An 11,942-nucleotide genomic window follows, 5' to 3' on the forward strand; every position below is an offset into this window, starting at 1 on the left:
ACTTTATATGGGGCGTCCAACCGGAACCGAAAAGCTTATTCTGCCGCTTGCGCCTGTGCCGGTAGCCCTAGCCACGCGCGGCAGTCCGCCAGCGCGCGCGCTGTGATCGCATGCCTTTTGGCGACGGTCTTGTCCTTGCCGCGCAGGCGTTTTCCCTCGACCTTCGGCGCCTCGACCGGCGGGAACAGGCCGAAATTGACGTTCATCGGCTGGAAGGATCGCTTGCCGGGCTCGTCGTCCGAAACGATGTGGCCGCCGGTGATGTGGTTGAGCAGCGCGCCGAAGGCGGTGGTTGGCGGCGGCAGCGAAGCTGCCTGGCCGAGCCTCTCGGCGGAGGCGAAACGGCCGGCAAGCAGTCCGATCGCTGCGCTTTCGACATAGCCCTCACAGCCGGTGATCTGGCCGGCAAAACGCAGGCCCGGCCGTGATTTCAGCTGCAGCGACGGATCGAGCAGCGTCGGCGAGTTGATGTAGGTGTTGCGGTGCAGGCCGCCGAGGCGGGCGAACTCGGCGTTTTCGAGTCCCGGAATGGTGCGGAAGATGCGCACCTGTTCGGCATGCTTCAGCTTGGTCTGGAAACCGACCATGTTGTAGAGCGTGCCCAGCGCATTGTCCTGGCGAAGCTGCACCACGGCGTAGGCCTTGACCGACGGATTGTGGACATTGGTCAGGCCCATCGGCTTCATCGGTCCGTAGCGCAGCGTCTCGACGCCGCGCTCTGCCATCACCTCGATCGGCAGGCAGCCGTCGAAATAGGGCGTGCCTTCCCACTGCTTGAACTCGGTTTTTTGCCCCTCCAGCAACGCCGCCACGAAGCCGAGATACTGCTCCTTGTCCATCGGGCAGTTGATGTAGTCCTTGCCGGTGCCGCCCGGACCGACCTTGTCGTAGCGCGACTGGAACCAGCAGATGTTCATATCGATCGTGTCGAAATGCACGATCGGCGCGATGGCGTCGAAGAAGGCCAGCGCATCGGCGCCTGTTGCCTCGGCAATCGACTGCGCCAGCGATGGCGCTGTCAGCGGGCCGGTGGCGATGATTGCCTGATCCCACTCCACCGGCGGCAGTCCAGGGACTTCCTCGCGCTGGATAGTGATCAGCGGATGCGCCTCGATCTTCGCCGTGACCGCATCGGAAAACCCGTCGCGGTCGACCGCAAGCGCGCCGCCAGCCGGGACCTGGTGCGCGTCGCCGGCGCTCATGATCAGTGAGCCGGCGAGCCGCATTTCGGCATGCAGCAGGCCGACCGCATTGGTCTCGGCATCGTCGGAGCGGAAGGAATTGGAGCAGACGAGCTCCGCCAATCCATCGGTCTTGTGCGCGTCGGTGCCGCGCACCGGGCGCATTTCATGCAGCACGACCGGAACGCCGGCCTCGGCGATCTGCCATGCGGCTTCGGAGCCGGCGAGGCCGCCGCCGATGACGTGTACAGGATTTTTGCTCATGAGCGCCGAAATAGTCGCTTGGCGCGGCGAATGCAATTGCCGGATTCGACCCGGCTGAAGCGGAAGACTGCCCTCCAAAAAGAACAACACCCGCCGGGGGAGGAGGTCCGGCGGGTGTCGTTTTTGGGGTCGATCCTCGGGAGGAGGTGAAGATCGACCATATTCGTCATTGCCGGGGAGGAGGTCGGCTTTGACGAAATTCCTTCCGCCAATTGAAAAGGGGCGGATCCTTTTTGAAAACAACGCCCGCCGGGGGAGGAGGTCCGGCGGGCGCCGTTTCGGTGGTCAACCTTTGGGAGGAGGTAAAGGTTGACCGTATCCGTCAGGGTCGGGGAGGAGGTCGACCCTGGCGAAATTCCTTGCTTAGACCGCCTTACGGGCGATCATCTTGATCTCGTCACGGACGATGCCGAGATCATGGAGCTGGCGGTTCGAAAGCCGACCCAGCTCGGAAACCGTCTCGCGATAAACGCGCCAGTTGCGGTAGCTGCGGATCAGGTTCATTGCCTTACTCTTTCAAAACTGGTTCGGACCATTCGCGGTCCGAAGCGGGTTAGACCGCCTTGCGGGCGACGTAGTGGATGTCGCTGCGGCTGATGCCGAGGTCGGTCAGTTCACGGTTCGACAGGCGGCTCAGCTCGGAAACGGTTTCCCGGTAGCGGCGCCAGTTGCGGTAGTTGCGGATCAGGTTCATGGTAGTGCTCGTTTCGTCTTTGGTTCGGATCATTCCGTTTGTGTACGAACAGAAAATAGGTGGGGTCATATCGGTTTAAAAGTGCGATTGGCGCATGGCAGCAATGCAAATTGTGCAATGCAACATTAACGGCCGTTCACGCTTGCGACGCAAAGAAGGCCGAATCGGAAAATGCCGCCGCGTCAACGGTTTGGCTGTTCCGGCTAAAAGAATGACCAAGCTCGGGGGAAGCGCATGGCGGGCTATGCGGCGAAGGTGAGGGCGGATATCGCCCGCTGGCGGGACGCGGGCCTGATCGACGCGGCGACGGCAGACGCCTTGGCGCGCGACGTGGCCGCCAACGAGCGCACCTCGCTGAGCTTCGGCTCGATCCTGGCGATGATGGCCGCACTTCTGTTCGGCGCCGCGATCCTGATCTTCGTCGCAGCCAATTGGGAAGCCATTCCGCGGCTGGCGCGCGTGGCGGCGCTGTTTGCCGTCATTCTCGGCGGCTATGTCGGCGGCGCATTCTTGAAGACACGCGATCACGCGGCGATCGGCGAGGCGCTTTGGATCGTCGCCGCCGCGGCCTTCGGCGGATCGATCGCGCTGATCGGCCAGATGTATCATTTGTCGGGCGACGAGGCCTCGGCGCTGCTGACCTGGTGCGCCGGTACGACGCTGGCAGCGGTGGCATTGCGCTCGAACCCGCTCACCGTCGCCTCCGTCGGCATCGCCGACGCGTGGTTGTTCCTCAAATGGGGCGGATTTTTCCGCCGGGCCGAGTTTCCGTATCTCTTTGCGGCGCTTGCGCTCGTGCTGTTTGCCATTTCTTTCTGGACACGCAGCCAGGCGGCGCGGCACCTGATCGTCCTGTCGATCCTGTTCTATCTCGTCCTGCTGGCGATCGACCACAACACACTCCAGGTCGCCATTCCGCTCGTGCTCGTCTCGGCGCTGCTGTTCGCGGCTGCGATCTTCGCAGCCGAACCTGTCGACAGGATCGTGCAACTCGGCGGCCGGCTGCCCTTGCATGCGCTCATCGGCTTTCTTGCCGGCCTGGCAATGGTCCAGTTCGAACTGGCCGACGAGGCGAGCTACAACAGCGGCTTTGCCATTGCCTCGGCGGTTGCGCTTGCCGGCATCGTCGCGGCGATCATGCTCGGCGGCCGCGAGAGCCGGGGCTTGCGCTGGGTGGCCTATGCCGGCTTCGCATTCGAACTCGCCATCATCTATGTGGTGATGCTGCAATCGATGCTCGACACGGCCGGCTTCTTCCTCGCCGCTGCCGTGCTGCTCGGCATCCTGGCGCTGATAATCATCCGCGTTGAAAGACGCATGAGGGCGCCACGAGGAGCAGCGGCATGACCGGGAAACGACTGATCATCGCGGCATTGGTGCTGGGACTTGTCCAGGTCGGTTTCCTCAGCTGGATCATCGCCGGGCGCGCGGCCATCCTGCGCAACGGCAAGGAAGTCCTGCTCAAGATCGAGCCCGTCGATCCGCGCGATCTCCTGCGCGGCGACTATATTGCGATCGGCAACAACATATCGCGGATCCCGGTGAAGCTGATCGCCAACATCCCGCAAGGGAAGTTATCCAGCGACGACACCTCGATCGTGGTCCGGCTCAAAAAGGGTGCCGACGGCTACTGGCAGCCGACGGCGGCGTGGTTCGGCCAGGCGCCGGCACCGGCAGGCCCGGATGAGGCAGACATTGCCGGCCATGTCGCCGAGGGTTGGGGCCTTCGTGATCCGGAAGCGACGATCGCGCCGGAATACGGGATCGATCGCTTCTATCTGCCGGAAGGCGAGGGCATGGCGATCCAAACCGACATGCGCGTGCGGCCATTCGGCATCAAGCTGGCGCTCTCGGCCAACGGGACGCCACAGATCAAGGCGCTGATGGACGGTGACAAGGCGCTGTTCGAGGAGCCGCTTTATTAGGGTATATAGGCCGCGGCGCCAGCGCGACGGTTCGCCTAGCGATGGTCCCGGTTATCGCTGGACATCGCCTGTCTCGGCGATGATTTTGGGATAGGGACCGATCGAGATCGTGTAGCTGAAGTCCGCTACGCCTTTTTCCTGTTTGTGTGTCGAGGGCCTGCGCACAATCCAGTCATAGATGCCCGAGACCATGCAGCGGTCGATGGCGCAACTGACCACAATGCTGTCATTGCGGATCTTATATGCCCGTTCAGGCCATCGCTGGTAATAGTTCCTCTTGTCCTGAACGATCGAACTGAGGTTCGTCAACTTGCCATGATAGTCGACCGTGGGAGCGTAGGACGCCTGAACTTGAGCAAGAGCGAAATCGTTGTTGTCGCCATGATGCTCGATGAGATCCCTGACGAAGGCGACCGCAACGCTTTCCGGCTGTTGCCTGGCGTCGGGTGCAGGAGCAGGCGCGGGCGCAGGATTTGGTGTCGTTGACACCTGCGATGCATCTGCTGGCGACTGGTTCGCTGCGGCATTGGTCACACGCAACTCTGCCATTTCGCTGGCCGATAAGTACCTTATGTCATGCCTGTCATAGCTCGAAGCCAATTCCATCAGCTTGGGATCCACTCCCATCTCGATTACATAGGCTATGATTGCGGCCGTGCCGAACTGGACACGGGCCTTCGCTTCTTCATTGGACATCCCGTCAGCCGGTTTGAGGGACGGCCGATGAATGCCGATGGAGCCTGGCTCGGCAACACGGTGGACGCCACCCAAGAAGGCCAGTGAGCAGGCTGAGGCGCACTGCAATTGGCGAAGCTGAAGAGTATCCAACCCTGCCGCGCGGATCATGCGTCCCAAGCGAATCGCACTGCCGACGTTGCCGCCGGGGGAGTTGAATACGATCACCCTGGCCCTGCTGCTCGCAACCGCGTCGTCAAAGGCGTTCAGGGGTTCATTGGCGCCAAACTCACCGGAGACAACAAGCATTGGCTGCCGGCCCGGAGAGGAAGCCGACATGTACTCTAAGGCGTCAACCTGACATGTCGCTGCCGCGACAACCGACCCAGCCCCCAGAACCAGAGAAACTACGCGCACAATCTGACAGAGCCCCAACCTGCCTGTTGCAAGTAAGAACCTGTTAACGGGCTATTTCAAGGGCATCGGAGCGCAAAAGCGGGATTGTCTTCGCGAGCGTAAGCGCCTCGCTTGCGCCGCCAGGAGTTGATGCCTCCGGTCCTCCTTGCCAGACTTCGGGAGGCCCCTTTGTCCACTAATCTGTCGGGCGGCTCGCCGCCCGAAGCTCGAAGAGCGAAGGGTGGTGCGGATGAAGGGACTCGAACCCCCACGCCTTTCGGCACTGGAACCTAAATCCAGGGCGTCTACCAATTCCGCCACATCCGCGTTCCCCGGCAATCCCATGTAGCCATCATTCTGTCAATGTCGGGGTCCAGATCACGGTCATTCGCGTAATCGCGAAGATGGTTGAAAATTAGCCTAGCCTGTGACAAAAGGCGTGTCGAATGTGACGGGACGCGACTATCCGCTTCTGCAGAATGTAAGAAGAAGTAGGAAAAACAAAGACTTCTTCACATTTTTGGAAGCGCAGTTCAGGAGAGTTTGAGCCGCATTAGCGGTCAAATCGCCAGGTTCCGTACGAAAAGCCATTTCCGGCAAGATTATACCGGCAGGCTGTGAACGGCTAAGAACCGTTTGGCAGCCTCATTGGTGAAAACAAAGGTTTTAGGATGCAGGTCACCGAAACGCTCAATTCCGGTCTCAAGCGCGAGATCAAGATCACCGTGCCGGCCGGTGACATGGAAGCCAAGCTCATGGCGCGGCTGAACGATGCCCGCGACAAGGTGCGGATCAACGGCTTCCGCCCCGGCAAGGTGCCGGTGCAGCACCTGCGCAAGATGTACGGCAAGTCGTTCATGGCCGAGGTCGTCAACGAGATCCTCAACGACTCGACCCGCTCGATCATCTCGGGCCGCGGCGAGAAGGCCGCCATGCAGCCCGAAGTGATCATGACCGAGGACGAGAAGGAAGCCGAGAAGATCCTGGCCGGCGGCGCCGACTTCGAATTCCGCCTCAACTATGAGGTCATCCCGGCGATCGAGATCAAGGATTTCTCCGACATCAAGGTGAAGCGTCAGGTCTATGACGTGCCGGAGACGGAAGTCGAAGACCAGGTGAAGCGGGTCGCCGAATCGGCACGCAGCTACGAGCCCAAGGACGGCAAGGCCGCCGAAGGCGACCGCGTGAGCATCGACTATGTCGGCAAGATCGACGGCGAGGCTTTCTCCGGCGGCGCCGGTACCGATCAGCCGCTGGTGCTCGGCTCCAAGGAATTCATCCCAGGCTTCGAGGACCAGCTGATCGGCACCAAGGCGGGCGACGAGAAGCAGGTCACCGTCACCTTCCCCGAGAACTACCAGGCGGCGCATCTGGCCGGCAAGGAAGCCACTTTCGACGTCACCGTCAAGGACGTGGCGAAGCCCGGCGCGCTCGAGATCAATGACGAGACGGCCAAGAACCTCGGCCTGGAATCGCTGGAGCGCCTGCGCGATATCGTGCGCGGCCAGATCGAGAACCAGTTCGGTTCGATGACCCGCCAGAAGGTGAAGCGCCAGCTGCTCGACCAGCTCGATGCCGCCTATTCGTTCGAGGCGCCGTCGAAGCTCGTCGAGGCCGAGTTCAACAACATCTGGGCGCAGGTCAACCGCGATCTCGAAGCCGCCGGCCACACCTTCGCCGACGAGGAGACGACGGAGGAAGAGGCGCGCGCCGAGTATATGCGCCTGGCCGAACGCCGCGTGCGGCTCGGCCTGGTTCTGGCCGAGATCGGCGAGAAGGCCGGCGTCACCGTGTCGGACGAAGAGCTGCAGCGCGGCCTGTTCGAGCAGGTCCGCCGCTTCCCGGCCAACCAGCAGCAGGAAGCCTTCGAGTTCTATCGCAGCAACCCCGAGGCGATCAATTCGCTGCGCGCGCCGATGTTCGAGGAGAAGGTCGTCGATTATCTGCTCGGCCAAATCTCGGTCGACGACGTCAAGGTCAGCAAGGAAGAGCTGATGGCCGACGACGAGGAGGCAGAGACCGCGACCAAGGCAAAGCCGGCGAAGAAGGCTTCCTCGAAGAAGGCCGAGGCCAAGGCAGGTGAAGCAAAGGCGGGCGAAGCCGCCGGCGGGGCCGAAGAGCCCAAGAAGAAGGCCGCGCCGAAGAAGAAGGCCGCCAAGGACGCCGAGTAAAAACGGCTCAATAACCTGATTTCGAAAGGCCGCCCTCGATGCGGCCTTTTTCGTTGCTGTTCTTTGTTGTTGCGGCGCGGCAACACTACCAACTTCAGATGAATGGCCGCTGCTGGCGATACCGAACGTTGATGATTATCTGCGCGATATCGCATTTCGCAGGGTCGTTTGGAGGCACAGGTGACAGTGGTATTCAAGTTGAGGGGCGTGGTGGTTGCCGCGGTGCTCTTGCTTGCCGCCGTCCGTGTGGTTCAGGCGGGGTCCGATCTCGGCAACTGGCGCGTCGATGCCGCCAGCGACGGCCAGGTGACGGCCTCGCTTTACGCCACCAACAAGCTGATCACTGGCAATGGGGCGCTGGGCTACAGTCCGGTGCTGACACTGGCCTGCCGGTCGGACGGCGAACCACGCTGGAGCGAATGGCTGCAGCTCAACGATGCGGTTTCGGCCAGCCGCAAGATCACCATGTCGGTCATGGTCGACGGCAGCAGCAAATTCGACGAGAGCTGGTCTGTCGGTCCGCGCGGCAAATTGCTGGTCAGGGAAGGCGATGACGGCATCAAACGGCTGGTTTCGGCGAGCCGGCTGTTGCTGTCATGGCGCTTTGGCCTGCTGTCGGGACGTGGCGAGGCAGATTTCGATCTCGCCGGACTCCCGGAAGCGGTCGGCCAGATTGCCGCGAGCTGCAACACCGATCCGCCCTGATCGTTGCCGTTGGAAGAGGTTCGCAATCTCGGCGTCCCTCATCATTCGCGTACGTCTTAAGCCTTCGCAAAAACTGGCTTTTTCTACCCATTGAGACGATTCTGTGGTATGTAGGTGCCGCAATTCCACTGAAGAGGCGCGGATATTCCGCTCTGCCGGTGTGGGCACGCCAGCGGGGCTGGCGTGGTGCGGATGGTCCGACGCAAACGACGATCAGGGAGGACGTGCCATGCGTGCAACTGCGTTTTTCATCGTCTTGTCCGCCACGACATTTTTCGCGAGCCCATCGCAGGCGCAGGATGCCGCCGCAGGCGAGAAGGTCTTCACCAAATGCAAGGTGTGCCATGTCGCTGACAAGGACCAGAACAAGGTTGGTCCATCGTTGAACGGCGTCATCGGGCGCACGGCGGGCACGCATCCCGGTTTCACCTATTCCGCGGCCATGATCGCGGCTGGAAAATCCGGCGTCAAATGGGACGAGCCCACACTGACAACGTATCTTCACGACCCCAAGGCCATGGTCAAAGGGACGAAGATGGCATTTGCCGGCCTCAAGGACGACAAGGACATAGCCAACGTCATCGCTTACCTGAAACAGTTTTCCAAGTAAGCAAGGCCTGCCAGGCCCCATTTGGTGGCCGCCTGCTTATTCCGAAGGAGGACGGTCGGCAACTGCGCTGCTGAATATCGTGTTCGGCGCCATCACGCCGGCAGCGCAAAAAATCCCAACAGCAGCAGAATAACTATGCCAAGGCCGAGTATGAGAAGCGTCCGCGTGTCCATGACGTTCACCTTCGCACTCTAAGAATACCGAAAAAGAACCTTCGGAGCCAGCACGCTGCTGCGGCCGACGTAAAGCGCGTCGCGTTGAAGCGGATTCAGGCGACGCGCTTTAAGTTTTTGTTTTGATGCATGTCGTTGCCCCAGAACCGCTGCACACTTCTGGGCGACATGCATTAAAGCGCGCGCAGCGATCTCTCGGGTCCGCTCCGTGCGCTTTAGCTTTTTTGATTTTACGCATGTCTTTGTCCCAAAACCGGTTCCCACTTTCGGAAGACATGCTTTTGGGCCGGCGCCGGCCAGCAGGCGACAAATCGGGCGCAACGGAGTATGTTTTGCGTCGGTGCAGGTCGCGGTTTGCGTGGCCAGCCATGCAGAGCGGTAGCACCGTGAGAACCCGCGACCTTGCCGGACCTGATCTGGAGGAACGGTCATGGCAAGCTTCCACGTGATTGCAGGTGCCAGCGAGACGCTGGAGCATACGAGAATTCGGAAGATCGGTGTATCCGACCTCTTCGACGCGCTCAGGCGCGGCGTCGAGGATTTTATGGTCAAGCCTTCGCATATCGTTTTTCTCTGCCTGATCTACCCGCTCGTCGGCGTCGTGCTCGCCGCCTGGACATCGGGAGCAAACGCGTTGCCTCTGCTGTTTCCGCTGGTGTCGGGCTTTGCGCTGATCGGTCCGTTTGCGGCGATCGGCCTCTATGAGATCAGCCGCAGGCGGGAAGCAGGGCTGGATGCTTCCTGGCGGCATGCTTTCGAGGTCAGGAATTCTCCGGCGTTGCCGGCGATCGCGGCGGTCGGGGTCATGCTGTTCGCAATCTTCATCACATGGCTTTTGACGGCGCAGATGTTCTACCAGTACCTCTTTGGCGCAGCTCCGCCGGAATCGATATCCAGCTTCATCAATGAGATATTCGCCACCGGACGTGGCTGGACGCTGATTATCCTGGGGCACGCCATCGGCTTCGTTTTCGCTGTCGTGGTCTTGTGCACCACGGTCATTGCTTTCCCGCTGTTGCTCGACCGGGACGTCGGCGCCTATGAAGCCATCCATACTTCGGTGCGCGCGGTGCTGGCGAACCCGATTGTAATGGCTGTCTGGGGGCTGATCGTCACCGTCGCCCTGATCGTCGGCTCAGTGCCTGTATTCGCGGGGCTGGCGGTGGTGCTGCCGATCCTCGGTCACGCCACCTGGCATGTCTATCGCAAGGTCGTGGAACCGCCGGCCACCCCCCGGCCGGCGAACTGAGCAGGTTCCCGTCATTGCGTGCCGGCGACGACGCAAGCGCCGTTAGAGCATGATGCCGAAAAGTGTGAAGCGGTTTTCGGGCGACATCATGCTCTACCTCTTTGATTTAGAGCCGGATTCAGATTTCAGGTCGGTTCGACCTGAAATCATCCCGGCTCTAGTAGGCCGGGTGGCTGAACCGCGCCTGACGCGCGCCCGTGGTCAGGTTGCGGAAATCCTTGCCGCTGACATGTACGAGCGTCTTGTGGTCGCCGCCCTCGAAATAGATATCGGCGGCGTCGCCGAGGCTCTCGTCCAGAATGACCGGCACATCATAAGCCGCGCCGATCGGCGGTACGGCGCCGATGTCGCAATCATCGAAGAGCGATACGACCTCGTCCTCGGAAGCGAGCCCGAGGCGTTTGTCCATGACGTCCTGCAGCTTGTTGAGCTCGATCCTGTGGGTGCTTGGAACCACCGCCAACGCATAGCCGAGTTCGTGGTGAACGAGCACGGACTTCGCCATAATGCCGCCGGGCACATGCGCTGCGATGGCGCTCTGTCTGCTGGTGGCGGTCCGATGGTGCGCGACGGTGTCGTAGGGGATTCCCTTGCCGTCGATAAAATCCCTCAACCTGTTTGCTATCGTCATCTCCGCCTCCTTTGCTTGAGTTCACGATGCACCCGCCAAACCAAAATGGATTGGCGGCCTTATTGTTTCATGGCACGGGCGTCCGTCGTTTCGGACCGGTTATGCTGCGGCTGGATTCAGATCGCGTGTCAGGGGCCGGGCCCGAAAAACGCGATGCGGGTCAACAGCGTATAGTCGGCCTCGAAGACCATCATCGTCACGAAAACCAGAACCAGTACCGGCGGCAGGATGATCGCATACATCATCGCCAGCCGCTCCCAGGCCATATGCATGAAGACGGCGACGATCAGTCCTGCCTTGAGCATCATGAAGATCAGGATCAGCGACCATCTGAGGTAGCCGTGGAGGCCGAAATAGTCGACCAAATAGGAGCAGGTGCTGAGAATGAACAGCCACGCCCAGACCATCAAATAGAGCTTGATCGGGTGTTCCTGATGCGTCTCCGCCTTGGCGACGGCGGCCGCGTCATGGGTGGGGTGCAGTGCGTGTTGTCCGAGACCGTTTGCGGTTGCTTCAGCCATATCTGCCTCTCAACAAAGCCTGCCTCTCACCAAAGATAGAAGAAGGCGAAGATGAACACCCAGACGAGGTCGACGAAGTGCCAGTAGAGGCCCATGATCTCGACATTCTCGTAACGACCCCGGCGGCTGGTGAAGAAGCCGGGCCGCCCGGTGTCGAAGTCGCCCCGCCAGACTTTTCGCGCCACGATGATCAGAAAGATCACGCCGATCGTCACATGGGTGCCGTGGAAGCCGGTGATCATGAAGAAGCATGAGCCGAATTGCGCCGCGCCCCAGGGATTGCCCCAAGGCCGGACCCCTTCGGTGATGAGCTTGGTCCATTCGAAGGCCTGCATGCCGACGAAGGTCGCGCCGAGCGCTGCGGTCAAAAGCATCAGGATCGCGGTTTTGCGGCGGTCGCGCCGGTAGCCGAAATTGACCGCCATGGCCATGGTTCCGCTGCTCGAGATCAGAACGAAAGTCATGATGGCGATCAGGATCAGCGGGATCTCCGAGCCGCCGATGCGCAAGGCGAAGACTTCGCTCGGATTCGGCCATGGCACGCGCGTGGACATCCGCGCCGTCATGTAGGAGAGCAGGAAGCAGCCGAAGATGAAGGTGTCGCTGAGCAGGAAGATCCACATCATGGCCTTGCCCCAGGACACGTTCTTGAACGCGCGCTGATCCGAGGCCCAGTCGGCGGCGATACCGCGCAAGCCGTCGGGGCGGGCCATTGGGCTGGAATGCGTCGTCTCGGCCATCGCCGGT

Annotated in this window: 13 protein-coding genes and 1 tRNA gene; 6 read left to right on the forward strand and 8 right to left on the reverse strand. The window is 61.1% G+C overall.

The features are described from left to right. Positions 1–35: 35 nt before the first annotated feature. The 3 genes from trmFO to EJ071_RS22195 form a co-directional block, all read right to left on the reverse strand. Positions 36–1,445: a methylenetetrahydrofolate--tRNA-(uracil(54)-C(5))-methyltransferase (FADH(2)-oxidizing) TrmFO gene (gene trmFO / locus EJ071_RS22185; RefSeq protein ID WP_126099788.1), complete on the reverse strand. Its 1,410-nt coding sequence runs from the start codon at positions 1,443–1,445 to the stop codon at positions 36–38. Between the two features lie 363 nt (positions 1,446–1,808). After that, a complete protein-coding gene (locus EJ071_RS22190; RefSeq protein ID WP_071096637.1) occupies positions 1,809–1,949 on the reverse strand; it encodes a DUF1127 domain-containing protein in 141 nt (46 codons plus the stop codon). Between the two features lie 49 nt (positions 1,950–1,998). Continuing rightward, positions 1,999–2,139 (reverse strand): DUF1127 domain-containing protein, encoded by a 141-nt coding sequence (locus EJ071_RS22195; RefSeq protein ID WP_071031999.1) that lies wholly within the window; start codon positions 2,137–2,139, stop codon positions 1,999–2,001. Positions 2,140–2,373: 234 nt separating this feature from the next. On the opposite strand from EJ071_RS22195, the gene EJ071_RS22200 reads away from it, so the two are divergent. Beyond that, on the forward strand, positions 2,374–3,486 hold the full coding sequence (locus tag EJ071_RS22200) for a DUF2157 domain-containing protein (protein ID WP_126099789.1): 1,113 nt from the start codon (positions 2,374–2,376) through the stop codon (positions 3,484–3,486). Then, entirely contained in the window at positions 3,483–4,064 is a 582-nt protein-coding gene (locus EJ071_RS22205; protein WP_126099790.1) for a GDYXXLXY domain-containing protein, read from the forward strand. The genes EJ071_RS22200 and EJ071_RS22205 overlap by 4 nt, the downstream gene beginning before the upstream one ends. Before the next feature lie 51 nt (positions 4,065–4,115). Here EJ071_RS22205 and EJ071_RS22210 read toward each other — a convergent pair whose 3' ends face one another. Together EJ071_RS22210 and EJ071_RS22215 are read right to left on the reverse strand one after the other, a co-directional pair. Then, on the reverse strand, positions 4,116–5,048 hold the full coding sequence (locus tag EJ071_RS22210) for a hypothetical protein (RefSeq protein WP_126099791.1): 933 nt from the start codon (positions 5,046–5,048) through the stop codon (positions 4,116–4,118). A gap of 329 nt (positions 5,049–5,377) precedes the next feature. Then, positions 5,378–5,462: transfer RNA gene (locus tag EJ071_RS22215), tRNA-Leu, on the reverse strand. A 344-nt stretch (positions 5,463–5,806) separates the two neighbouring features. Between EJ071_RS22215 and tig the strand changes: the two genes are divergently transcribed. The 4 genes from tig to EJ071_RS22235 all read left to right on the forward strand — a co-directional run bounded on the left by tig (position 5,807) and on the right by EJ071_RS22235 (position 10,043). Further along, positions 5,807–7,306 (forward strand): trigger factor, encoded by a 1,500-nt coding sequence (gene tig / locus EJ071_RS22220; protein ID WP_126099792.1) that lies wholly within the window; start codon positions 5,807–5,809, stop codon positions 7,304–7,306. A gap of 180 nt (positions 7,307–7,486) precedes the next feature. Then, a complete protein-coding gene (locus EJ071_RS22225; protein WP_126099793.1) occupies positions 7,487–8,011 on the forward strand; it encodes a hypothetical protein in 525 nt (174 codons plus the stop codon). A gap of 229 nt (positions 8,012–8,240) precedes the next feature. Then, positions 8,241–8,621, forward strand: coding sequence for a cytochrome c family protein (locus EJ071_RS22230; RefSeq protein WP_126099794.1), 381 nt, complete (start codon positions 8,241–8,243; stop codon positions 8,619–8,621). Positions 8,622–9,224: 603 nt separating this feature from the next. Beyond that, entirely contained in the window at positions 9,225–10,043 is an 819-nt protein-coding gene (locus EJ071_RS22235; RefSeq protein WP_126099795.1) for a DUF2189 domain-containing protein, read from the forward strand. 157 nt (positions 10,044–10,200) lie between these two features. Here the strand turns inward: EJ071_RS22235 and EJ071_RS22240 are convergent, their stop codons facing one another. The 3 genes from EJ071_RS22240 to EJ071_RS22250 form a co-directional block, all read right to left on the reverse strand. Then, complete coding sequence (locus EJ071_RS22240; RefSeq protein WP_126099796.1) at positions 10,201–10,674, reverse strand: aminoacyl-tRNA deacylase; 474 nt, start codon at positions 10,672–10,674, stop codon at positions 10,201–10,203. A gap of 128 nt (positions 10,675–10,802) precedes the next feature. Then, complete coding sequence (locus EJ071_RS22245; RefSeq protein WP_126099797.1) at positions 10,803–11,195, reverse strand: cytochrome C oxidase subunit IV family protein; 393 nt, start codon at positions 11,193–11,195, stop codon at positions 10,803–10,805. 26 nt (positions 11,196–11,221) lie between these two features. After that, complete coding sequence (locus EJ071_RS22250) at positions 11,222–11,935, reverse strand: heme-copper oxidase subunit III family protein (RefSeq protein ID WP_126099798.1); 714 nt, start codon at positions 11,933–11,935, stop codon at positions 11,222–11,224. Positions 11,936–11,942: the final 7 nt, after the last annotated feature.

The organism is Mesorhizobium sp. M1B.F.Ca.ET.045.04.1.1 (assembly GCF_003952465.1).
Taxonomy (GTDB): Bacteria; Pseudomonadota; Alphaproteobacteria; order Rhizobiales; family Rhizobiaceae; genus Mesorhizobium; species Mesorhizobium shonense.

What these genes read in the sequence shown, in the direction of transcription:
- EJ071_RS22210 (WP_126099791.1), bottom strand. Translation starts at nt 5,048, where the DNA reads ATGCTTGTTGTCTCCGGTGAGTTTGGCGCCAATGAACCCCTGAACGCC.
- EJ071_RS22250 (WP_126099798.1), bottom strand. Translation starts at nt 11,935, where the DNA reads ATGGCCGAGACGACGCATTCCAGCCCAATGGCCCGCCCCGACGGCTTG.
- EJ071_RS22245 (WP_126099797.1), bottom strand. Translation starts at nt 11,195, where the DNA reads ATGGCTGAAGCAACCGCAAACGGTCTCGGACAACACGCACTGCACCCC.
- trmFO (WP_126099788.1), bottom strand. Translation starts at nt 1,445, where the DNA reads ATGAGCAAAAATCCTGTACACGTCATCGGCGGCGGCCTCGCCGGCTCC.
- EJ071_RS22240 (WP_126099796.1), bottom strand. Translation starts at nt 10,674, where the DNA reads ATGACGATAGCAAACAGGTTGAGGGATTTTATCGACGGCAAGGGAATC.
- EJ071_RS22230 (WP_126099794.1), top strand. Translation starts at nt 8,241, where the DNA reads ATGCGTGCAACTGCGTTTTTCATCGTCTTGTCCGCCACGACATTTTTC.
- tig (WP_126099792.1), top strand. Translation starts at nt 5,807, where the DNA reads ATGCAGGTCACCGAAACGCTCAATTCCGGTCTCAAGCGCGAGATCAAG.
- EJ071_RS22190 (WP_071096637.1), bottom strand. Translation starts at nt 1,949, where the DNA reads ATGAACCTGATCCGCAGCTACCGCAACTGGCGCGTTTATCGCGAGACG.
- EJ071_RS22195 (WP_071031999.1), bottom strand. Translation starts at nt 2,139, where the DNA reads ATGAACCTGATCCGCAACTACCGCAACTGGCGCCGCTACCGGGAAACC.
- EJ071_RS22205 (WP_126099790.1), top strand. Translation starts at nt 3,483, where the DNA reads ATGACCGGGAAACGACTGATCATCGCGGCATTGGTGCTGGGACTTGTC.
- EJ071_RS22200 (WP_126099789.1), top strand. Translation starts at nt 2,374, where the DNA reads ATGGCGGGCTATGCGGCGAAGGTGAGGGCGGATATCGCCCGCTGGCGG.
- EJ071_RS22235 (WP_126099795.1), top strand. Translation starts at nt 9,225, where the DNA reads ATGGCAAGCTTCCACGTGATTGCAGGTGCCAGCGAGACGCTGGAGCAT.